At 34.1% G+C, this 23,226-nt stretch carries 17 protein-coding genes and 1 pseudogene; 10 read left to right on the top strand and 8 right to left on the bottom strand.

Features of this window, described 5'->3' with window-relative positions; genetic code table 11:
• Positions 1-23 precede the first annotated feature (23 nt).
• Entirely contained in the window at positions 24-2,117 is a 2,094-nt protein-coding gene (locus ACFILY_RS01485) for a S9 family peptidase (RefSeq protein WP_375637420.1), read from the bottom strand.
• 853 nt (positions 2,118-2,970) lie between these two features.
• On the opposite strand from ACFILY_RS01485, the gene ACFILY_RS01480 reads away from it, so the two are divergent.
• Positions 2,971-3,408, top strand: coding sequence for a MucR family transcriptional regulator (locus tag ACFILY_RS01480; protein ID WP_012754848.1), 438 nt, complete (start codon positions 2,971-2,973; stop codon positions 3,406-3,408).
• 98 nt (positions 3,409-3,506) lie between these two features.
• On the opposite strand, the gene ACFILY_RS01475 is transcribed toward ACFILY_RS01480, so the two are convergent.
• Complete coding sequence (locus ACFILY_RS01475; protein ID WP_375637421.1) at positions 3,507-3,917, bottom strand: SufE family protein; 411 nt, start codon at positions 3,915-3,917, stop codon at positions 3,507-3,509.
• A 108-nt stretch (positions 3,918-4,025) separates the two neighbouring features.
• Positions 4,026-4,401 (bottom strand): annotated as a pseudogene (locus ACFILY_RS01470) (DUF5330 domain-containing protein).
• A 1,038-nt stretch (positions 4,402-5,439) separates the two neighbouring features.
• On the opposite strand from ACFILY_RS01470, the gene ACFILY_RS01465 reads away from it, so the two are divergent.
• On the top strand, positions 5,440-6,273 hold the full coding sequence (locus ACFILY_RS01465) for a peptidoglycan-binding domain-containing protein (RefSeq protein WP_375637422.1): 834 nt from the start codon (positions 5,440-5,442) through the stop codon (positions 6,271-6,273).
• Between the two features lie 823 nt (positions 6,274-7,096).
• Here the strand turns inward: ACFILY_RS01465 and ACFILY_RS01460 are convergent.
• From ACFILY_RS01460 to ACFILY_RS01445, 4 genes are all read right to left on the bottom strand, one after another.
• Positions 7,097-7,318, bottom strand: coding sequence for a hypothetical protein (locus tag ACFILY_RS01460; RefSeq protein WP_375637423.1), 222 nt, complete (start codon positions 7,316-7,318; stop codon positions 7,097-7,099).
• Between the two features lie 696 nt (positions 7,319-8,014).
• Positions 8,015-10,681, bottom strand: a complete 2,667-nt coding sequence (ppdK, locus tag ACFILY_RS01455) for a pyruvate, phosphate dikinase (RefSeq protein ID WP_375637424.1) — start codon at positions 10,679-10,681, stop codon at positions 8,015-8,017.
• A gap of 177 nt (positions 10,682-10,858) precedes the next feature.
• Positions 10,859-11,518, bottom strand: coding sequence for a DsbA family protein (locus ACFILY_RS01450; protein ID WP_273791562.1), 660 nt, complete (start codon positions 11,516-11,518; stop codon positions 10,859-10,861).
• An 82-nt stretch (positions 11,519-11,600) separates the two neighbouring features.
• Positions 11,601-12,101, bottom strand: coding sequence for a DUF721 domain-containing protein (locus tag ACFILY_RS01445; protein ID WP_273791561.1), 501 nt, complete (start codon positions 12,099-12,101; stop codon positions 11,601-11,603).
• A gap of 202 nt (positions 12,102-12,303) precedes the next feature.
• Between ACFILY_RS01445 and mutY the strand changes: the two genes are divergently transcribed.
• Positions 12,304-13,362, top strand: coding sequence for an A/G-specific adenine glycosylase (gene mutY, locus ACFILY_RS01440; RefSeq protein ID WP_273791560.1), 1,059 nt, complete (start codon positions 12,304-12,306; stop codon positions 13,360-13,362).
• Positions 13,363-14,118: 756 nt separating this feature from the next.
• On the opposite strand, the gene ACFILY_RS01435 is transcribed toward mutY, so the two are convergent.
• Positions 14,119-15,207: a site-specific DNA-methyltransferase gene (locus ACFILY_RS01435; protein WP_375613050.1), complete on the bottom strand. Its 1,089-nt coding sequence runs from the start codon at positions 15,205-15,207 to the stop codon at positions 14,119-14,121.
• 371 nt (positions 15,208-15,578) lie between these two features.
• Here ACFILY_RS01435 and ACFILY_RS01430 point away from each other — a divergent pair, with 371 nt between their 5' ends.
• The 7 genes from ACFILY_RS01430 to ACFILY_RS01400 all read left to right on the top strand — a co-directional run bounded on the left by ACFILY_RS01430 (position 15,579) and on the right by ACFILY_RS01400 (position 23,145).
• Positions 15,579-16,274 (top strand): HAD family hydrolase, encoded by a 696-nt coding sequence (locus ACFILY_RS01430; protein WP_375620663.1) that lies wholly within the window; start codon positions 15,579-15,581, stop codon positions 16,272-16,274.
• Between the two features lie 430 nt (positions 16,275-16,704).
• Positions 16,705-16,878, top strand: a complete 174-nt coding sequence (locus tag ACFILY_RS01425; RefSeq protein ID WP_375637425.1) for a hypothetical protein — start codon at positions 16,705-16,707, stop codon at positions 16,876-16,878.
• A gap of 1,403 nt (positions 16,879-18,281) precedes the next feature.
• Positions 18,282-18,638 carry a hypothetical protein gene (locus ACFILY_RS01420; RefSeq protein WP_273791363.1) on the top strand — a complete coding sequence of 119 codons (357 nt, stop codon included), beginning with the start codon at positions 18,282-18,284 and terminating at the stop codon, positions 18,636-18,638.
• Between the two features lie 174 nt (positions 18,639-18,812).
• Positions 18,813-19,175 carry a hypothetical protein gene (locus ACFILY_RS01415; protein WP_273791362.1) on the top strand — a complete coding sequence of 121 codons (363 nt, stop codon included), beginning with the start codon at positions 18,813-18,815 and terminating at the stop codon, positions 19,173-19,175.
• A gap of 216 nt (positions 19,176-19,391) precedes the next feature.
• Positions 19,392-19,754 carry a hypothetical protein gene (locus ACFILY_RS01410; RefSeq protein ID WP_273791361.1) on the top strand — a complete coding sequence of 121 codons (363 nt, stop codon included), beginning with the start codon at positions 19,392-19,394 and terminating at the stop codon, positions 19,752-19,754.
• A gap of 636 nt (positions 19,755-20,390) precedes the next feature.
• Complete coding sequence (thrC, locus tag ACFILY_RS01405) at positions 20,391-21,788, top strand: threonine synthase (RefSeq protein ID WP_273791360.1); 1,398 nt, start codon at positions 20,391-20,393, stop codon at positions 21,786-21,788.
• A gap of 82 nt (positions 21,789-21,870) precedes the next feature.
• On the top strand, positions 21,871-23,145 hold the full coding sequence (locus ACFILY_RS01400) for a M16 family metallopeptidase (protein WP_375631389.1): 1,275 nt from the start codon (positions 21,871-21,873) through the stop codon (positions 23,143-23,145).
• Positions 23,146-23,226: the final 81 nt, after the last annotated feature.

Here is a 23,226-nt window from a genome sequence, read left to right as displayed (position 1 = left end):
CTTTCATACAGAGGTATTATGGATTAGCAAAAGTCTTTTCCTGCTATCTTTAGAATATATGCATAGATATAGGCAACTTCTTCTAGCTTTGAAAAACGTCCAGCTGCACCAGCGTGCCCTGAATCCATATTAATACGTAATAAAACTGCATTATCGTCTGTTTTTAGGTCTCGTAATTTTGCCACCCATTTTGCAGGCTCCCAGTAAGTTACACGAGGATCTGTTAATCCTGCCATCACAAGTATAGGGGGATAGTTTTGAGCTTTGACATTATCGTAAGGGGAATAGGAAGCAATAAGCTTATAATCTTCTTCTGATTCAAGAGGATTCCCCCATTCGGCCCATTCTGGAGGAGTGAGTGGCAATGAAGCATCTAACATTGTCGCTAAGACATCAACAAAAGGCACATTTGCTACGATCCCAGCAAAATCCTGTGGAGCTATATTGGCAATGGCTCCCATCAACATCCCCCCTGCTGAACCACCATGAGCAATCAGCCGGTCGTGAGAAGTGAATTTATTGTTTACAAGGTAACGCCCACAAGCAATAAAATCTGTAAATGTATTGTGCTTAAAGAGATGTTTTCCTTTCTCATACCATTCTACTCCCTTTTCTTTTCCTCCGCGAATATGAGCAATAGCGTAAATAAAACCTCTGTTTACTAGAGAAAGTACATTACTATTGAAACTGGCAGGTATAGAGATCCCATAAGCACCATAACCGTAAAGCAGACAAGGCGCACCACCATCAAGGGGAGTATTTTTGTGATAAAAAAGTGAAATAGGAATCTTCTCACCATCGTCTGCTATTGCTGTAATACGTCGTGTTACATATGCATCTTTATTATGCCCAGAGGGAATTATTTGCGTTTTTAAAAGCATCCGTTTACAACTTTTCATCTCATAATCAAACACTTGATCAGGTGTTGTCATAGACGAATAGGAAAAACGAATAGTTGGACTGTTATATTCTGCAACTCCTTGCAGACCTAAAGAATAAGCCTCTTCAGTAAAAGCAATGGAATTAACTTGTTTAGTGGTACGTTCCATTACTTTTATACGTGGAAGCCCCTCAAAACGTTCGATCCAGACAAGAAAATCTTGATAAGCATCATGGGATAATATTAGGCACCCAAGCTGATGTGGGACAAACTCAGACCAATTTTCTGATTGTGGAGATGTATATGGCGCTACCATAATTTTGAAATCTTTTGCATTATCTAAATTGGTCAGAATATAAAAGACATCACCACCTTCTGTAAGTGAATATTCAATACCTTTTTGTCGTTTCCGTACACATTGGGGAATAGTAAAAGGCGCCTCAGCAGGAATTAACCAGATCTCGGATGTTTCATGATCATGAATATTAATATAAATAACATCATTAAGCTTAGAACCGCTTACATCTAAGAAAAAACCTGGATTGTCTTCACGAAAAATAAGCTTATCTTGTGATTGATCTGTGTTTAATTGGTGATAATAGAGCTCTGAAGGTCGGTGGTTTTTATCCATCTTAGTATAGAAAAAACCTTCAGATCTAGCATCCCATACAATTTGACCAGATGTATCAGTAATTGTGTCTATACAGTCAGACAATGTCTCAAAATTACGAATTTTAGCTGTATAGAATTCTGATCCTTTGTCATCATAGGTCCATACCACATGTGTATGGTCAGGAGATTCTTGAACTGAACCAAATTTGAAATATCCTTTGCCTTCTGCCAAGACGTCACCATTAAGGTACACGTTTTTTTCTCCGCCATTCCTTGGTGTCCGAAAATAATGTGGTTGTTGGCCTCCGGTAACATAAGAGAATCCGTAAGCAAAAGGACCATGTTTTATAGGAACAGAACTATCATTCTCTTGGATCCTGTTTTTCATTTCGGTAAAAAGCAAATCTCGTAGTGGTTTTGTATCAGCCATTTGAGCTGATTGATAAGCATTTTCTTTTTCAAGATAATGTCGAATATTGAGATCAAGACAGTTAGGATTTTTAAAAACATCTTGCCAGTTAGACGCACGTAGCCAATGATAGGGATCATCACGAAAAATACCATGATATATTTCCTTATGAGTGATTCTAGATGCTTTGGGAGGAATTGCAAAAGTGCGAGTCATACACAATCCTATATTAAAATATGTTAACAGCTTCATTTATATGTTAGAATCACAATTATTGATGCAAGTGTACAAATCTATAAGTTCTATTCACTTGCAAAAATAGTGCCATGATAATTTTTAAACTAATACCTTTCTGTTCATTACATATCACAGCTATTGTTTTCTAGGGATATAATACCACTTTTATAATGAAAGTGACTGGTAAAACAATTAAACTATGAGAAAAAGAATTGATTTTTTTTGAAACAGTATAATCGCATAATTTTATAGAAATGAATAAATATATCAGAAATATTATTATTACTTTATAAAAAATAAAAATATTCTATGTCGTTTTAATGAATAGTTTTATATTATAAACAATGCTATTGTGTCATGTTTGTAATATATATTGTTTTTTATTATTAAATTTAATAAATATAAATAATAAAAATAAATTTGAAATTTATTAAAAATAAACTTACTAAATTATAAGTATTCAAAACATAAAATAATAATTTATATATTATATTTTTATAATTAGTAATTTTATTTTTACGTTCTCAAAAAAATAAATAAATTTCATCCTATATCTTTTTATATTTGTGATGTATTATATATTATGTATGATATGTTATAGGCTAAAAATATATTTTAGCATGTAATAATTTCGTTTTTCTTATTGTATATTATGACAAAAAATAGGTATTTATTTGATTTTTTTGTGTTTTGGCAATTTTATAGAATAATTGAATTGACAAAAAAGATTTTTGTACAATATGAAACTCATGTGCATGAGATCTTTATATCATGAGTATATGCACTATATCTCGATTTTGAATTACTCAATTTTAAATTAAAGGAAACAAGAATGGAACATCGTGCAGTCTTAGAGACTGAAAGCAATTTAGTTATTACATTGGTTGCTGATATTGTTGCTGCCTACGTGAGTAATAATTCTATTCGACCGACTGAAGTGCCAAGTTTAATTGCTGATGTCCATGCTGCTTTTCGTAAAGCAGGGAATCTAGAGTTAACAGAAGTCGAAGTTGAAAAACAAAGGCCTGCCGTTAATCCAAAACGTTCAGTATTTCCTGATTATCTCATTTGCCTTGAAGATGGAAAGAAGTTTAAATCTCTAAAGCGTCATCTCATGACACATTATGGAATGTTGCCAGAGGAATATCGTGAAAAATGGCAGTTAGATAGTTCTTATCCTATGGTGGCGCCTAATTATGCAAAAACACGATCGGCTTTGGCCAAAGAAATGGGTCTTGGACGCAAAAGCAAACGGAAAAAAACTAAATAATCTTATTTTGCGAAAAAATGGTTTCGTGTATAAAGTTGATTTTAGTATACATGTGTTGTGTGAAGCTTTTGTATATATAGCAATTTCTATCAAGGGGATTACATATAGCTTTCGTTACGAATCCGTTTAATCATTGATTTCAAACCATTTGATCGTTGTGGTGTAAGATTTTCATTTAAACCAAGTTTTTCAAAAAGCTCTTGAGCATCAGAATTGCGAATTTCAGAAGCTTTTTTGCCTGAATAAAAAGCAAGAAGTATATAAATGAGTCCACGCACAATATGAGCATCGGAATCACCTTGAAACGTCAATATTGGATCTTCTGAGTTATTACGTGAAGATAAAAGCCACACTTGGCTAACACAACCAGGAACTTTGTGAGCATCATTTCGAGCGCTTTCCGGAAAAGGTGGCAATTCATAGCCAAGCTCGATGACATAACGATAACGATCTTCCCAATTATCCAAAAGCGAAAAGTTCTCTATAATAGTACCGATTTTTTCCGCCATTATTTTAGTCCTGTTTCGTTTGAATAATCATTCTTGAATACACTTATAAAAAATAAATATTTATTCTTCCTAACATAAATAACACGAAGAACGTTAAAAATCCTTATTTCAAGATAACATTTCATGGTTTTGTAAGAACTCTTGTATTTCTATTTTGTAAGAAACATTAGGGGAAGTCTCTGATATTATTTTTGTTCCCTAATATGTTCCCTAAATATTCATAAGCAGCTCTTGCACCGTAATATGCGCGTTCGCCAAGTGAACTTAAAAAAGATTTTCCTACTTTACAGGTTTTTATATTACGGTCACAAAATGCGCCTAAATCATTTAAGGCTTCCTTAAAAGCAATAATCACATCGCTCGTTGTTGTCTCATTATTTTTGGGGCTAGAAGAATGATTACTGCTTGGATCTGCTACAAAAAATGAAATAATGACAAAAATAAAAAATAATAATAATAATAATTTGATTAAAAAACGTATCATGGATAATCAATGTAGCGCAGTGGTAAATACAATAAAAGAAGCATTTTATATACTGTTGCTTTATAAACAATTTATAAAATGTGCTTTTTATAAAATTGAGTATTCATGTATTGGGTCTATATCATTGGCTTTTTTATAAATATGGCACAATTCCGCCGTATAAAATAGGATACATTGTCTATTCAGTAAAAAATTAACATCAAAATTATACACTTACAGGCTGATCATGTTAATGAACATACTATGGTAAAAAATGAGAGATATAATTATGTCGTGTACATACTTATTTTAGATAATAGCTCACCATCTTAGCTTAGTTGAAAAAGCTAAAAAGAGTAAAATTCTGTTATTCTGACTCTAGTGTCGATAAAATATTTATATTATCTATAAAATTTTTACTAGCACATCATAAACATGATCAACATGTCGATCAAAATATTAAACAATAGATGCATCTCTTACAACTCCATCTAAAGATCTCAAGACCAGTTTTTCTATAACATTGTAAATCAATTTAATTGATACGAAGTTATTTACACTAAAATATAATTATATTAAGAGATAATTATATTTTACCAAACCGTTTATGGATAAGTAACCATCTATATGTAAATTATAAAGAATAGATAATGATTGTCATCTGTTTAGTGTTATAGGCAAATATTTTCAATTTTATTTTAAATAATAGGCAAACATATGCCCCAAAATGAAGAATAACGTGGCATTATTGTTTAGATAATTATATGTGATAATGCAGTTTGCAAACACCAAAATGATCTTGAATGCTAATCATTTGGTGCTCTCTTTATACACATTAAAGACTTGTCAAAATGAAATGAATAAAAGTTGCCAAGAACTCTTGTTGATTTATCAACTTATAAATTGATATAATGAAGCTGCTCATTTTAGGAGTTTGAAAGGAAAAATCAATAATATCAATGCACTTCTCTCTGGCTGGAAGTAAGAACTGATTCATATTCGTTTCCTAATTTATATTTGTTTCTTTGTAAAAAATAAACGCAACTGAAAATAAAAGTAATGGCAACAAAACGAAAGACATACCGAAAAAAAAATGTAAAACACCGTAAATACTATAGTAGTATTGTTATAACACTTCTTCTTATAATTTTTCATTTTATTTTTTGGAGTGCAAAAACTCTTTATTTCTATACGCGAAAAAATACTTTATTTTTTGTTGGATCTCTTCTTTTTAGCATTAGTTTTTTATTTATTTCATTTAATGCTTTATTTTCGCAAATGACAACGCATCAAAATATTTTAACTCAAATGAAATTTTCCTCTGTTCAAAGTATAGGTAAGAGCTCTACTTTATCGGAAAAAGAAGAAAAATCACAAGAACTCTCCCGTGTAACTTCTGTACATTCTCAAAATCATAACCACACAAATTCATCTTTATCCTCTCAATCAGCAAGCATGCTGGAAAAGCAAAAAGAACTAGCAAAATTAGGCCTTTATGATGGACCCTTAGATGGATTGGAAGGACCTAAAACACGCCGAGCCATCACTTTATGGAAACAGCAAACTGCTCAGAGAATGCAAAAGAATGTTCTATCTAATCCCGCAACAGATGAAATCGCGATATTAATTAAGCAAAGCGAAATAGAAACAAACAATACAAAAAATATGACACACTTAAAAGAAGCTATTTTAGAACCTTCTGTTGAAGATATTATACAAGTGCAAAAAGCTTTACATATTTTTGGGAATGAAGAGGTTATTGTCACAGGAATAGAAGATCAAAAGACGATAGAAGCTTTAAAACAGTTTCAAAAAATATTTGATCTTCCTGTAACAGGTAAAATTAATCACACAATTTTAATGAAAATGCGTGAAATTGGTTTATTTAATTGAAGCTAATCATCTACATTATAAAAATAATCTCTTAATTTATAATGATAATTCATCTTTCGTTTGTTTAATGCTCCCCTCAAACATTCCTTCATCTCAAGCCCTCTTATATTCAATCAATCAGAATGGTTTTCTTACACATTACATATTGAGCCGTATAATTTGCTGCAAGAAAACCACAACCGATTGCAGAAAAAAGAAATATTGCAAAATAGAAAACGCGCTTGTTCTAGCATTTTTATTGCTTCTGATGATAAAAGGACACAAAATTTTTGTAGTATCACGTAAACCTTTCATATTATCGAACCACGAATTGTCCATATATTATCGTCAATTTGATCTTTATAAATATGATGCAAAGAATTTATGCAAACACCTGTAAGGATAAGTAGACGTAAAGCTAGTTGTGTTATGGTTGTTGTTTTGCAAAGTATCTGAAAAAAACAGCACTTCTCTCCAATCTATTGCTGGAAAATTATGTGTTTTATGACATTGTTTTCCTAAAATAGCGTGTGTATTTAATATTGCCTATAAATCAACATCTAAATTTAACGCAGCAGTATATTTGAAACAAATGTTAAGACAGTTTAGTACTTTTCTCAGCTGTTATAGCTTTTGTATGCCAAATGGAGGCAAGAATATTGCGCATCTCTGTTTGTATAATCTCTTAAAACAGGGAGACAGCCTAATTTGGGAAGAATATGAAATTTTAAGGTAAAAACCAGTTTTCATCTTTGCCATTTCCTTTTAATTCAGCTTTACGCCTTTCAAAGACATCTAAAGCAATATCTTTAAAATAATGGAGATTACCTATTGCCTCATGCTTTTATTTATCACATGTCTTTTTGAACTCACCCCCCCCCTCACGCAAAACAAAATGTCCCAAACGAAATACACTTGGATTGCCATTCACGGGCTTTCTTAAAAAAACATCTCTTAAAGCACCCAAGACCATTTCACAACAACGCCCGTGAATAATAGCAGCCCCTACTGCGCGCGCGCTATCATTTTTACACTTGTGAAAAAGCAAGCCAGCACCATTACACACTGTACCTACCTTCAATTTGTGACAGCTCTTGACACTTGAGACGATTCATAAGAGGCATATCCTTGCTTTATTTTTTATCCACAGACGCTCATCCCGCCTATAACATGCAAAAAACATGGTTTTGATTGATTCATTATAAAAGAGGTTGAAATGAGAAGATCTTATGATATTTACAGCTTTTGTTCAATATAAGAAATAAAAAAATATCATTATAAATCAACATATTGTATAACTTTGATATTCCTTCATAAAGGTAAAGATGGTAGCGTATAGTGGAGTTTATAAACTTACGGGGAGTTTACATAATCCCCATTCCACGAATGTCAATGTGAAATGGACATCCACTGAGAGATGTCTATCTCAAACAGCATGATGTGCAAAAAAAATACATTTGTTTGGAGCATTCTATTTTGCGTGAGGAGCTCATTCCCCCATAAAAAAGCAAACGCGTAAATTGACTGCACAATAACACGTTTCTCTCTATCAAGAGGTTCTTCAATAGAAAGTGTATTAATAATACATCTTTGTCTATCCTGCTTTATATTTTTTCTTATAAACTTCTAAAAAAAGCACTTTCTCGCGTAACATAACTTATCGTGCATTTTAGAAGCATTTTTATTCCCTTTATTAAAGAAAATAAAAGAATATATAAAAATTTATTTCAGTAATAACGATACAACAAAAAATATTAACCCATTACATCCTTTTTGCTATTGCGGCCTGAGCTGCTGCTAAACGAGCAATTGGTACTCGAAAAGGAGAACACGAAACATAATCTAAGTTATTTTCTTCGCATAAAGTAATAGAAGCAGGATCGCCTCCATGTTCACCGCAAATTCCCAATTTTATTTTTGCACGCTTTGAACGTCCACGCTGTGCAGCAATGGTAATAAGTTCCCCTACTCCATCACGGTCAATAGACACGAAAGGATCTTGCTCTAAAAGACCTTTTTGAAAATAGGTTGCTAAAAAAGGAGCAGCATCATCACGGGAAATCCCAAAAGTAGTTTGTGTCAAATCGTTTGTTCCAAATGAAAAAAATTCAGCAGTTTCAGCAATTTCATCTGCTCGAAGCGCCGCCCTTGGAAGTTCAATCATCGTTCCAACCATATATTGAATAGTGCTTCCCTTTTCTTTCATCACTTCTTCAGCAACCCGATCAATACGCGCTTTTACAAAATCGAGTTCAGATTTAAGCGCAACCAGTGGCACCATAATTTCAAGCATAACAGGAGATCCAGATTTTTGGGCAGCTTCTGCTGCTGCTTCAAAAATCGCCCGCGCTTGCATTTCTGCAATTTCAGGATAAGTAATAGCTAAACGGCATCCTCGTAATCCAAGCATAGGATTAAATTCGTGCAACTGCTGAGCGCGTTCAGCAAGAACTTCAGCAGAAACCCCCATAGCTGTTGCAACATCAAGAATTTCTGCTTTCGTTTTAGGCAAAAATTCATGTAATGGTGGATCTAGCAAGCGGATAGTAACAGGTAAACCACACATAATTTCAAATAATTCACTAAAATCTGAACGCTGCATTGGCAAAAGCTTATCTAGTGCTTTACGACGACCACTTTCATCATGACTTAAAATCATTTCACGCATAGCAACGATACGTTCATCAGAAAAAAACATGTGCTCCGTACGGCAAAGACCTATACCTTCAGCCCCAAAAGATCGCCCCATACGGGCATCAGATGGTGTATCAGCATTAGCGCGAACTCTTATACGTCGCATCCCATCAGCCCATTCCATTAATTTTGCAAAGTCTCCGCAAAGCTGAGGCTGCAACATTGCAACTTTCCCTTTGAAAATTTCTCCACTTCCACCATCAATTGTGATAACATCACCTTTTTTTAAGCTTTCTCCTGAGGCAAACAACGTATTTGTGTTATAATCAATCCGCACACTGCCAGCACCAGAAATACATGGTTTTCCCATCCCCCGCGCAACAACAGCAGCGTGACTTGTCATACCGCCACGCGTTGTTAAAATTCCTTCTGCAGCATGCATACCATGAATATCTTCTGGGCTTGTTTCTACACGGACCAAAATAACTTTGCGACCTTCCGCCGACACAGTTTCTGCCTCTTCTGAAGTAAAAACAATTTCACCAGTTGCGGCTCCAGGAGAAGCAGGTAAACCACGTCCTATAACAAAACGTTCTGCTTTAGGATCAAGTGTTGGATGCAAAAGTTGGTCCAGCGACTTTGCATCAATACGCATCACAGCCTCTTCACGGTTTATTAACCCCTCCTCAACCATTTCAATTGCCATCTTGAGAGCCGCACGAGCCGTGCGTTTTCCTGAACGAGTCTGAAGCATCCATAATTTACCTTTTTCAATGGTAAATTCGAGATCTTGCATATCCCGATAATGCTGCTCAAGCTTCTGCGCAATCTGACATAATTTCAAAAAAGCCTCAGGCATAATTTTTTCTAACGACGGTCTATTTGAACCAGCAACAATACGCGCACTTTCTGTAATATTTTGAGGCGTTCGAATGCCCGCCACAACATCTTCCCCTTGCGCATTAACTAAAAATTCACCATAAAGTTCTTTTTTCCCTGTCGATGGATTGCGTGTAAAAGCAACACCTGTTGCCGAATCTTCTCCCATGTTACCAAAAACCATAGCTTGCACATTAACTGCCGTTCCCCAACTTTCAGGAATGCTATGTAAACGGCGATAAGTAACTGCGCGTGCCGTCATCCAACTTGAAAAAACGGCTCCAATTGCCCCCCATAACTGTTGTTCAGGATCTTGTGGAAAAGGGGTTCCTAATTTTTCTTCAACATAGGCTTTATAAGAAATAATAACATTCTTCCAATCATCTGCTGTCATTTCTGTATCAATAGTGTAACCATTGCATGCCTTTGCTTCATCAAGAATCTCTTCAAAATACGAATGGTCTAGCCCCAAAACAACGTTAGAATACATTTGGATAAAACGCCGATAACTATCATAAGCAAAACGTTCATTATTGGCTTGTAAAGCAATGGCTTTTACAGTCTCATCATTCATGCCAAGGTTAAGCACTGTATCCATCATCCCTGGCATAGAAGCCCTAGCCCCTGAACGAACAGACAGCAAAAGTGGCTTTTGCTCACTCCCAAATTCACGTCCTGTTTGTTCACCAACACGTCTTAGTGCTTGCTTAACAGATTCCTGTAGCTCTTCTGGATATGATTTGTCATGGGCGTAATAAAAATTACAAACTTCTGTTGTCAGCGTAAATCCTGGCGGTACGGGCAAACCAAGATTACTCATTTCTGCCAAATTAGCCCCTTTACCTCCGAGAAGGTTACGCTCACTTGCACTTCCTTCTGCCTTTCCATCTCCAAAACTATAAACCCATTTTTTCACTGTACAAATCCTCCCATATCAGCATCAAAACATCATTCAACCGAGGCTCATTTAAAAGCAATGATTTGATTCAAAATTGGCTCAAAAACAATATCGCTTCATAAATGCATAATATTAATCCTTCCAAAGGAGATAATGGCCAAAAGTATCACTATCCATCTTCTGGAAGATTAAGATTCAGTTTTTAAGAAAACTATCAATCACCGAAAAAAATTCTTCTACTTTCATGGCACCTTCATATTTACTACCATTAATAAAGAAAGTAGGTGTTGCTGTGACACCAAGCTCTTTACCGCGTTCAAAAGATGCATTTACTTCATCTAAAATGGACTGATTTTTCAAACAAGCAGTAAAACTTTCATCTGTAAAACCAGCCATTAAGCCAATTTTTTTCAATGGTGTTAGAGCATTTTTTCCGAAAGCCCATTCATTTTGTTTTTGAAATAAAACTTCTATCAAAGGAAAATAGCGATCTTCTGGTGCACACCGTGCCAACATAAAACCTGCTGTTGCCCGAGGATCAAAAGCATATTCTCGGAAAATAAGTTTTACTTTTCCTGTTTTGATATATTTTTTACGAATTTGGGGAAGTATATCATTATAAAAATGCGCACAATGGGTACATGTCAACGAAGCATACTCAACAATGACGACTGGTGCATCCGCCTCTCCCTCAAAGCGATCCTTTACTTTACCCGATTGGAGAAGCTCTGCCATATCAACAGTTGTTGCCACTGGTTTGGGATCACGCGCTAAAGCAACTGTTACACTGTTTTGTACAATCGTTATGAAGAGAAAAATTATCCCGAAAGATAAAAAAGAACGATATTTTACCATAAATAATACTTTTCTGTTGTTATTAACAAATAGGAATCCAATGCTTTCTCATATATTAAAGAAAAATATATAAAATATCTTTCTATTTATTATTTTTTTCCAAGAAAATGCAACAGCCAAGTTTATAAAGTGCTTGGTGCAAGCTTTTATCTTCAATTCCTTCAAGCATTTTTTCCACGCATTTTTTGTCTTGTTCACTCAAAGGCGGTTTTAGAGGCAAGTGATTCATAAAAACCGACATACTCCTTTGCTCAATCTTGATGCGATCAATAGCAATATAGCCAAAAAATCCGTTAATTCTATGAAGTAATTCCTCTGTTTCATGCATCAATTTTAACGCAGCAAATCCTTCACATGCGACAACAAGTGTTGCTGGCTGAAAAACTTCATCTTGATCTGCACGACGTTTCCAAATAATTTTAAGCGGCATTGTATGTTCACTGATATCATAGCCCGCAATCTGTGGCCAATGTTCTATAAGCGCTACATTAAGCCCTGTCCGTTTGCGTAAAACTGGATCAAGTATTTTGTATACCGTCTCAGAAAGAGAATAAAAGATACGTTTTTTAAGTTGTTTTCTCATTTTTAGATCATTGTTCAACCGCTTACTAAATTAAAATCATTTGTTTCATCTAAAAATTGTTGCCTCCTCAATTTATGAAATATCAACAAAATAAAAAGCCTTTTCTCACCAGAGCCTTGACAATAAAGAGCAAAAAACATGAATTACAAAATAAATAATTTTTTCCTTTGCATTTTATATCTCCCTATGCTTGAAAGCAATCATGTATGAAATTTCTTCGCACCTCCTTGCTTGGTACGATCAAAATCACAGACATCTTCCATGGCGGATTACCCCTGAAAAGCAAAAACAAGGTATCCGTCCTGATCCTTATCAAGTTTGGCTTTCTGAAATCATGCTTCAACAAACAACCGTTGAAACAGTTAAGCCTTATTTTAAAAAATTTCTAAAACTATGGCCTGATCTTTTCTCTTTAGCAAAAGCCTCACAAGATGATATCATGAAAGCATGGGCTGGACTTGGTTATTATTCACGCGCACGTAATCTTAAAAAATGTGCGCGACAGCTTGTTGAAAACTACGCGGGACAATTTCCACAATCTGTAAAAGAATTGCGAACTCTAGCCGGTATTGGAGATTATACTGCCGCAGCCATTGCTGCGATTGCTTTTAACCACCCTGTAGCAGTGGTTGATGGTAATGTCGAACGTGTGGTAGCGCGACTTTTTGCTATCACTTCAATATTGCAAAAAGCAAAAGTTGAAATTAAAGAAAAAACACAAAAAATTACTGCTTTAAATCGTCCTGGTGACTTTGCTCAAGCAATGATGGATTTGGGAGCAACAATTTGTACTCCACGCAAACCATCTTGTTATACCTGCCCTCTTCAATGTTTATGCAAAGCAGAAAAGATGCAACAACCGGAGTCTTTTCCAGTTAAAGCCCCTAAAAAAGAACGCCCTTCAAAAACAGGTATTGCTTTTGTGGTCCTTAATAAAAAGAGACAAATTTATTTGGAAAAACGACAGACGCAAAAGCTCCTTGGTGGAATGACCCAAATTCCTAACAATATTGGCATAAACAACGAAAATGGGCTCCAAAACGCACCCTTTACTGCCAATTGGCAATTCAAGGGACAAATTACGCATGTTTTTACTCACTTTTCTCTAAAACTCGATGTTTACTATACCGAAGATGTTCATGAAATGAATTGTGAAAATGGTTGGTGGTGTAACATTCAACATCTTACCGAAGAAGCATTACCTACTGTTATGAAAAAAGCCATTTCCGTAGCACTTCCCAATTCTTTCAGATTTAAATAACCTTCCCTATTCATAAAAATGTTTTCTAACAGAGACTTTTGTATCTCTAGCAATTATTTATTAATCTGCAAAAGAAAAATTAAAAAAATGAAATAACCAATTTTTTCTACAGATAAGAATTAAGGAGGAATAGAAAAGCTTAGAAATCTTAAATTTAAATTTCAGGTTCTATCCTTTTTTCGCTTATGAAGGAGTAAGTCGGCTCCATCGTTATATTTACCAGCCCCCTCAACATCCCTTGGTACGTGAAACGGTTCATAAGAGGTACTTTTAGTTCTTTCGTTAACAATTTTTATTCACACGCCAACCCCGTTTATGACATGCAAGCAAGTAATTTTCATCGATTCAATATGGAACAAGTTTGAAATGAAAAAACTTGACGATATTCCGAGGGCAATTCAATATGAGTTGCGTTAAATTATCTTTATAAATAAATACATTTTACGCACTTTACAGATGTACGTATTCAAAAAAGCACTTAATTTGGAACTTCTGAATGAACCTTTTAATTCTGATATTTCATTTTTATAAGCTTATATTGAAATTTTACTGTCTTGGAACTAAAACTAGAACATAGAGTGAAAATTTCTCATTTTAATTTCTTCTACAAGAAGCATAAAAATACTCGCTTGCCGCTTACAAGCGAGATTAGTGTGTCAATAAAAAACATCTAAGAAAGGCATAAAACGCCCTCACGTCCATCTTAATCAAGATCAGGTACATTGGTGGTCAATAGAATGAAGCGATCAGCTTAGTTCATAAAACACCCGTTTTTAACATTTGTGAACGTATGATCATTCTTAAATGATCTATGGACTTCAACCGTCCATTTTCCTCATAATACCAAAAGGTCCAACCATTACAACTCTGCGAATCTTGAGCCTTTCTTCCCATTGCGTGAATTGAACCCGCTTCACCACCATGCATAATCGTACCATCAGCTCTTACAATAGCAGATACTTGCTTCTTACGATCATAAAGAACTTCTCCAGGATAGAGTAAACCTGCTTCAAGCAAACTGTTGAATGCTACGCGCGGTTCTGCTTTTTTTCTATCCAAAATCGCTAGTTCTGGTTGCGCTAAAGGTTGAACCGCCGCAATTCTCTCACATGCTGCATCGATGTAATCTTGCTCGCGTTCAATCCCAACAAAATCACGCCCTAAAAGCTTGGCAACAGCACCTGTTGTTCCCGAACCAAAAAACGGATCGAGAATAACATCACCAGGTTTACTAGAAGCCATAATAATACGCGCTAATAACGCTTGCGGTTTTTGTGTTGGATGCAATTTACGCCCTGAATCATCCTTTAAACGTTCAGCTCCAGTGCAGAGAGGGAAAAGCCAATCTGAACGCATTTGTAGATCTTCATTTGCCGCTTTTAAGGCATCATAATTAAATGTGTACTTTTTATCTTTTTGATCTCGCACGGCCCAAATAAGCGTCTCATGAGCATTTTGAAAACGGCGCCCTCGAAAATTAGGCATCGGATTATTCTTGCGCCAAATAATATCATTAAGCATCCAAAAACCTAAATCTTGTAATGCCGTCCCAACCCGAAAAATATTATGGTAAGATCCGATAACCCAAAGTGTTCCGTTGGGTTTTAATACACGACGACAAGCAAGCAACCATGCACGGGTAAAAGCATCATAAGCAGCAAAACTCTCAAACTGATCCCATGCATCATCAACCGCATCAACAAGCGAATGATCTGGACGGTATAAAGCTCCATCCAATTGCAAATTATAGGGTGGATCCGCAAAAATCATATCAACAGAATGTTTTGGAAGTTTTTCTAGAACGGAAACACAATCTCCTTTAAAAATTTTATTGCGCCATGGCATTTGTGAGGGGATACGAAGGAAATCTTTTTGAAGCTGAATAACTGTCATGAAAAACCCAACAAAATTAACTAAATTTGCCCTATAATCAACTAAAATAGTTTATAGGCCCGCATTACCAATCCATATTTACAAAATAGCGTAAACGTATCGTTAAAATTCTACAAAATTGATAATTGTTTTTGTTTTTTTAGTAAAAAAAACTTTCACATGAATGAAACCTTAATTTTCTTTTTTTCAATGTACTGTTCCCATATCTTTTATTTCGTAAAAGAATTAAGAATCATTTTCAAAACTTATTTTTATGAAATAAGATCCTCTCAATATCGTTTTCATGAAAATTGTCCATCTCGTAACATGTAAAGGAATATCTTATGCCTCAGATAGATCTTATTATTTTTGATTGTGACGGAGTTCTCGTTGACTCTGAATATCTTGCAGCAAAAATTGGATCACAATTGCTCAAACAAACAGGATATGAAATATCACCCGAAGAATTGAGTGAGCGTTTTGCAGGGCTTATCTTTCGCGATATTCTTAAACACGTTGAACAGGAAACAGAAAAACCAATTTCTGCTCATCTCATAGACCAAATGACTAATATTTTTCGTACACAAATAAAAACTAAATTACGGGCTATTGATGATGTAAGAGAAGCTGTAGAAATTATTCAAACACGCTATCCCTACTGTATCTGCTCTAATGCAAAAAGCGTAGATATAAAAGAGATGCTCACCACGGTTGATCTCTATGACCTTTTTGAAGGTAAAATATTTTCAGCACCTGAAGTTGGAACAAAAAGAACGAAACCGGCCCCTGATGTTTTCCTTTTTGCCGCACAACAATTACAGGCAGAGCCCCAAAACACTATCGTTATAGAAGATTCACTTCATGGTGTACACGCAGCCATAGCAGCAGGCATGCGTGTCATCGGCTTTACGGGAGGATCACATAGCTATTTGGGCCATTCTAATGCACTTGCAGAAGCTGGTGCAGAAACAGTTATTGCAAAACATGCTCATTTAGGAGAAGTCTTAGAAGCAATGGCAGTATGGCGAGATCTATTATAAAAAATCTCTTGAATATATCAATTTGTAAACTCTTGTAAGAAGCATTTTTATTCAAATGTCCTTCTCTTCTCGCTGCTCCTTTTATAATAACTTCAATAAATGCGTAATTCACGACACGGGTGAATTGCATCTCAATGTGAAGGAAAAATATAGTGCCTCATTGAAATCATAAGTCTGTTAACCATTGCACGTGCTTTAAAAAAAGCAAAAAACAGGGGTGCCAACTCATAAAAATTAAACCCTGCTTATCTATCTCAACTCCGATATCCCACTCCCAACCTCAGCAGCTCATCCTGATAAATTATTATATTTGTCAAAAAAGGAATATTACGATGCCTTGCTCGATAAGATGTGAGAATTGCTAGCCTCTTTCATCTGATCAAAAAAATCACATACTATGGTAAAATTGTAAGGGATGTGCCTATTGATCATGGAAAAAAATATTAAAATTCGCGGAATCTATGGAACACAAAAGTTTATTGAAAATGACAAAAGCGTCCTTGTTGAGTTACACGGGCTTATATTTATTCAATCCAAATCTCGTAAACTTGTTGAAGGCTTATTTACTTTGCTGCTCAAACAGTATTTTAACAGCATCAATTAGTACAACCTCCCTAAGATTACAAAAAACAAAAAGAATACATTTTTATGAAAAATGTGCCTTTTATAAAAAACATTTCATACCAAGTAATTTACAGACAACATGTTGATTTATAATCAATAATTAATCATTATTCAAATTAAGCAAAAAAACCGAATATTGTAAGATTCTCTCATTTAAAATCTGGATATGCTGAATTAAAGAAATAAAAATGCCTTTTAATGAATTATCTCAAAAGGCAAAAATTAGTAGCAACATTAGGAGCGAGCAAAGTGTATGGCACTGCCATCTTTCTTCTTTATAAACGTCAAAAATTCTGATGTCCTAAGAATTTTATATTATGGGACTTTATCATCATATATAGCGTTGCAAAATAGGCTTGAGTACCTTGAGAACGGTTTCTTTAAAAAAGCACTTAAATATGAAACATACAATCATGTTAAACAACGTACAGAGATACCAGTAGTTGCTCAAAATTTTCCAAAAGCACTTAATAGACTTTTTAAATAAGCAATGAAATCAGATCTTTTCAAAAGTAATCCAACTTTAGGAAAAACACCCTTTCTAAAAATAAAAGCGGCTTTTCAGTTTGGAAAGAAGAAAATGTCGAAAAATATTATCCAATGCTGATCTTTCGGCACTCATAAATATGTCTGAATTGACATTCTTCTATACACTTTGCATCATAGTAATACGCCGCTCACATTGGCGAGAAAAAGATAATATCATTTATCTCTATCCAATTCGAGCTCTACTTTCCACTATGAGAGAGCTGTATATTTTTTAGTATCTATAACATATTATTATCTATAAGATAAATGTATATAATTAATAGTTAAGTAAGCAGTAGTATTATGCTATCATGATGCAATTAATAATCATTGAATAATAACTTAATAATATCTATATAACACATATTATTAAAATAATGACTATCTATAATAACTCATATAAATAATAATATTTTAGCATGTCCATTAATATTTTAATTTTTAAGAATATTTTTATAAATAAATCATAATTTTTATGTTTTTATTATAAAATCTATAATAAATAAATTTATATATATTTATTATGTAAAAAGTTTGATCAACTTTATTATTTATAATTGTATTAAAAAAAATAATATTAATATCATTTTATAAAAATCATACGATAACCACGTGTTGTTTTATATATAACACATAATAAGATATTTTATAAAATTTTTTAAAAAATATTTTTGTAATTATTACTGTTACTTTTTTACAATAATGTTTATAAAAAATTACAGTTATATTTTTATATGTATTTTTATTATTGACTAAAAATACATATTGAAATATATAAATTATATATAGTGTGAGATACATAAACATTATGTATATTTCTTACATATATAACTTAAAAATATTTGAGGTAAAGTTATGATAAAAATATTTAAAAATTATATCTTAAGCATTTTTATAGCGAGCACTTTTTTTATTTCACAAACTGTAAATGTTAATGCAAACTATTTGAAAAATGATACTCCAAAAGAGGAACTTTCTGTTTTCCCAATGGAACAAGTAAAATATGCGACATCCGATGTAGTTTCTACGACTGCTTTCTATGTTCCATCTGTAAATTATCAAACAGAAAATGGAACAACTGGTGAAGGAAAATTAGAAAAGGTCGTTGAGCCTATAACTATAGGAATGGGACTATTGTTTACTGGATATGCAATGAGCTTTATAGGATCGATAATAAGTTGGATAAAGGACATAGTATTGATGTTCAAATAATTCAACCTCATCTAGAACTCTAGAATATTAGCTTCATTATGTGTCTATAATTTATTGTAAATAATTACATAATGAAGCTCATCTTTCTACAAAATATAAATGTTGTAGATTATATCCAAATATCCAAAGTATAAATTTACGCATATATATAGTATAAAATATTTGAGGTAAATTATGATTAAATTATTTAAAAATCATATATTAAGTATTTTCATTATGTCTGCCTTTTCTCTTTCTCAGGTTGTAAATGTACATGCAAACTCTTTGCAAAATAGTACTCATCGTGAGAATACTTTTGTTTCTGCAATAAAGCAGAAAAGAAAGGATGCAGTCCATACCGTTTCTCTCTATAGACCCAGTCTAAATCGTGGAGTGAGTAATGAAACTACTATTGAAGGAAAATTTGAAAAGGTCGTTGAACCTCTTACAATCGGGGCTTTTGGTATGGGGATGGCACTTGGATATGCATCAAGTACGATAGGCATGTTTTTAGGATGGATAATAAGTAAAATAATATCGTGTTTTAAATCTCGTTAGAATTGAAATTTCATCAGAATAAAACCTTCTCATATGAAATATAAACTATGGATATATTCTGTGTTGATCGATTGTTGATGACAAAAAACTAATGAATTATCACACTAAGAATGAAAAAAGCTTTAAATGCTTCTGTTTCTCTCAATGTGCACTAATTCTGCCGACGAATCTATTCAATTCAGATTAAAATAAAAGTAAAAGTAGTGGTGAAAAATTATGATTAAAGTATTGAAAACTTACGTATTAAATATTTTAATAGCAGTTTCTTTTTTGCTTTCACAAGTTATAAATGTTCATGCCAATCATTTGAACAATGATACTCAATGGGAAACTGTCTCTTTAATAGAACAAGGAAAGAAAAAAGCTATCGATATAGCGGCTCTTTATGTCCCAAGTTTCACTCATAAAGCAAAAAGTGAATCTGCCTTTGAAGGAAAATTTGAGAAAGTGTTTGAACCAATTACGCTAGGAATTTTTTCTACAGTAGGAGCTTTAGGTTTTGGATTCTTGACTGGATTTGTTATGTCCATATTTAGCGGGATAATCGGATGTGCAATAGGAAAAATTAAAGGAAAATAATTCAAAGATACTCAGTATTTTTTCTATTAAAAATGAGAATACTTTACAGCCTGCTTCACATCATTTAGCAGGCTGTTGTATGTTTTCTATGGATAAACTTTAAGTTACCATACTGTATAGCATAAATATAATATCTATTATTATACAAAATGATAAATTATGCTAAAAAAAGATTATGCAAAGTATAGATTTGCGCACGAAATGCCATAAAATTACCTTATAAATCTTCCAGTGTGAATTCTGAGATGTATCATTTTAACATTCGGTTTAGCAGATGTAATTGTTACAAAGTATTAAGAGCATAAAATAACTATGAATGATTGAGTTTTATACAAAAGTTCTTCAGTAACTACCATTCTATCTATTTAATTTTATTATTTTAGAAGGTGCACAAGTGAAGATACGTTGTAAAATTTAAGTGAGTGAATAATAGAGAGGAAATTTTCGTCTGCAACAGATTTTCTGTGAACATTTGACGTTTATATCTTAAAAATAAAAATGCTTAAGACTATTTCCTTTCATTATTGAGTTAAAAAGAAGAAAAGAAGCTCTATCCATTTAATAATTTAAATATTATGAAAAACGTGAAATAAATAACTTCACCAATTTGCCAGAAATAAAAAAAGGATAAGACTTATGGAATATATCAGCACGAGAGGTGAAGCTCCTGCTTTAAGCTTTACGGAAACAATCATGACAGGGTTGGCAAGTGATGGGGGACTTTATTTGCCAGATAAATTTCCTCAGCTATCATTTGATGCGTTACGAGCACTTCGTGGTCAGTCCTATACAACAATTGCTAAAACTATTCTGTGGCCCTTTGTGAATAACGAAATCGAATATACAGCTTTTGAAAATATGATCGCTGAATCTTATGCAACCTTTCACCATCCAGCAATCTGTCCGTTACGACAAACTGGAGCAGATGAATTTATCCTTGAACTCTTTCATGGTCCTACTTTAGCTTTTAAAGATGTAGCAATGCAGTTTCTTTCTCGACTGATGGATTATGTTTTGACTGAAAAAAATAGATGTGCAACGATTATTGCTGCAACATCAGGTGATACAGGTGGAGCTGCGATACAAGCTTTTGCTGGAAAAGAACACTCAGATATTTTTATTTTATTTCCTAAAGGACGTGTATCACCTGTTCAACAACGGCAAATGACAACCAATCAATGTTCAAATGTTCATGCCATTGCCATTGAAGGAAATTTTGATGATTGCCAAGCCCTTGTCAAAGCAATGTTTAATGACCACAATTTTCGTACAAAAAGAGCACTTTCAGGTGTGAATTCTATAAATTGGGCGCGTATCATGGCGCAAATTGTTTACTATTTTTCATCTGCACTTTCTTTAGGAGCTCCTGATAGAGCTGTTTCATTTACTGTTCCTACTGGAAATTTTGGTGATATTTTTGCAGGTTATGTCGCAGCCCGTATGGGATTACCCATTGCTCAACTGGTCATCGCAACGAATGATAACGACATCCTTGTACGTACATTGACCAGTGGTACTTATGAAACACAACCAATAGTCCATACAACATCACCTTCTATGGATATTCAGGTCTCTTCTAATTTTGAACGTTTGCTCTTTGAAAGTGGCAATCGTGATCCAATCTGGATTCGCAATGCAATGGAAAACTTGAAAAAAACGGGGCTCTTTACTCTTGATGAAAAGCAACTCAAAAATATTCGTTCCCTATTTTCCGCCGGGAAAAGCAACATGGCTACAACAGCTCAAACAATTGATAGTGTCTATAAGGAAAGTGGCTATCTTGTTGATCCACATACAGCGGTTGCTCTTCAAGTAGCGCGTGAAAACAAAAAACCGCATATTCCAATGATCGTTCTTGCCACGGCTCATCCAGCTAAATTTCCTGATACGATTAAAAGCGCTTGTGGCCTTCATGCTCCATGGCCATCTCATCTCAATGATGTAATGAAACACGAAGAACATTTTATAAGTCTTGCTAATGATGAAAAAATAGTAAAAGATTATATTTCTTTAAAATCGCGTGCATCTTATTAAAGTTAGCTGCATTAATTTAAATCAAGAATATTCTAATACCTTTACAATGAGGTATTTAGCTTATTAATGGAGTTGTAAATACATGGATGTAGATATATGTCGCCTTAGTAATGGTTTGACTATCGCCACACATACAATGCAACAAATTGATAGTGTTGCCCTCGGGATATGGGTTAAAGTGGGCTCACGCAATGAAACCTCCACACAGCATGGTATTGCTCATCTTCTTGAGCATATGGCTTTTAAAGGAACCGAAAACCGCACTGCTTTTCAAATTGCAACCGATATTGAAGATGTTGGCGGTGAAATAAATGCTACAACCAGTATTGAAACAACAGCTTACTTTGCACGTGTACTTAAAAGCGATATCCCTCTTGCTATAGATATTTTAGCCGATATTTTAATGCATTCAAAATTTGACGACAATGAACTAGAACGAGAAAAACAAGTAATCTTTCAGGAAATTGGTGCTGCCCATGACACTCCTGATGATATTGTTTTTGATCATTTTACAGAAACAGCCTTTCGTCATCAATCCCTTGGGCGCTCTATTTTAGGAACAGCTAAAACTATTCAATCATTTACATCTACTGATCTCCATGATTTCATCAATAAACAATATAGTGCAGATCGTATGATTGTCGTTGCAGCAGGAGCTGTAAAGCACGAAAGTTTCGTGCGAGAAGTTGAAAGTCGTCTTGGTACTTTTCGCTCCCATTCAACCGCACCTCTTACTAATCTTGCAAATTATGTCGGTGGCGACTTTCGTGAATATCGCGATTTAATGGATACACAAGTTGTTCTAGGGTTTGAAGGACGCGCTTATCACGCGCGTGATTTTTATGCGGCCCAAATTCTTTCAATCATTCTTGGTGGTGGTATGTCTTCACGTCTTTTTCAAGAGGTAAGAGAGAAACGTGGATTATGCTATTCTATTTATGCTTTTCATTGGGGATTTTCAGATACTGGACTTTTTGGTGTTCACGCAGCTACCGGACAAGAAGGGCTCAAAGAACTTATTCCTGTGATTCTTGATGAACTTTCCAAGGTCAGCAAAAATATTCACGCCAATGAACTACAACGAGCACAAACGCAATATCGTGCGAACCTGACAATGTCACAGGAAAATCCTTCTAGTCAAGCACATCTCATTGCTCGCCAAATACTCCTTTATGGTCGACCAATTCCAATATCGGAAACAATTGAACGCCTCAATCTCATTACTCCTAAAAGATTAACTGATTTAGCACATCGTCTTTTTACAAACTCCACACCAACACTAACTGCTGTCGGACCTGTAGGACCCCTCATAAATTTTGATGATTTAACGTCAACTCTTTCATACAAGCTAAAGTAAAAACTTCTTTTCAAAGCAGCATCACAATAACATCACATATTTTATCATAAAATTTACCACAAAAGCTCTTCTAATTAAATA

The sequence above is a fragment of the Bartonella sp. CL25QHWL genome (assembly GCF_042195335.1).
Lineage (GTDB): Bacteria > Pseudomonadota > Alphaproteobacteria > Rhizobiales > Rhizobiaceae > Bartonella.
This window is presented reverse-complemented; position numbering and strand designations above follow the sequence as displayed.

Excerpts from the sequence above, each read along its gene's own strand:
- ACFILY_RS01435 (WP_375613050.1), bottom strand. The coding sequence starts at position 15,207 with ATGCCATGGCGCAATAAAATTTTTAAAGGAGATTGTGTTTCCGTTCTA.
- ACFILY_RS01450 (WP_273791562.1), bottom strand. The coding sequence starts at position 11,518 with ATGGTAAAATATCGTTCTTTTTTATCTTTCGGGATAATTTTTCTCTTC.
- ACFILY_RS01475 (WP_375637421.1), bottom strand. The coding sequence starts at position 3,917 with ATGGCGGAAAAAATCGGTACTATTATAGAGAACTTTTCGCTTTTGGAT.
- ACFILY_RS01485 (WP_375637420.1), bottom strand. The coding sequence starts at position 2,117 with ATGACTCGCACTTTTGCAATTCCTCCCAAAGCATCTAGAATCACTCAT.
- ACFILY_RS01420 (WP_273791363.1), top strand. The coding sequence starts at position 18,282 with ATGATAAAAATATTTAAAAATTATATCTTAAGCATTTTTATAGCGAGC.
- ACFILY_RS01480 (WP_012754848.1), top strand. The coding sequence starts at position 2,971 with ATGGAACATCGTGCAGTCTTAGAGACTGAAAGCAATTTAGTTATTACA.
- mutY (WP_273791560.1), top strand. The coding sequence starts at position 12,304 with ATGTATGAAATTTCTTCGCACCTCCTTGCTTGGTACGATCAAAATCAC.
- thrC (WP_273791360.1), top strand. The coding sequence starts at position 20,391 with ATGGAATATATCAGCACGAGAGGTGAAGCTCCTGCTTTAAGCTTTACG.
- ACFILY_RS01465 (WP_375637422.1), top strand. The coding sequence starts at position 5,440 with ATGGCAACAAAACGAAAGACATACCGAAAAAAAAATGTAAAACACCGT.
- ACFILY_RS01400 (WP_375631389.1), top strand. The coding sequence starts at position 21,871 with ATGGATGTAGATATATGTCGCCTTAGTAATGGTTTGACTATCGCCACA.
- ACFILY_RS01430 (WP_375620663.1), top strand. The coding sequence starts at position 15,579 with ATGCCTCAGATAGATCTTATTATTTTTGATTGTGACGGAGTTCTCGTT.
- ACFILY_RS01415 (WP_273791362.1), top strand. The coding sequence starts at position 18,813 with ATGATTAAATTATTTAAAAATCATATATTAAGTATTTTCATTATGTCT.
- ACFILY_RS01410 (WP_273791361.1), top strand. The coding sequence starts at position 19,392 with ATGATTAAAGTATTGAAAACTTACGTATTAAATATTTTAATAGCAGTT.
- ACFILY_RS01445 (WP_273791561.1), bottom strand. The coding sequence starts at position 12,101 with ATGAGAAAACAACTTAAAAAACGTATCTTTTATTCTCTTTCTGAGACG.
- ACFILY_RS01425 (WP_375637425.1), top strand. The coding sequence starts at position 16,705 with ATGGAAAAAAATATTAAAATTCGCGGAATCTATGGAACACAAAAGTTT.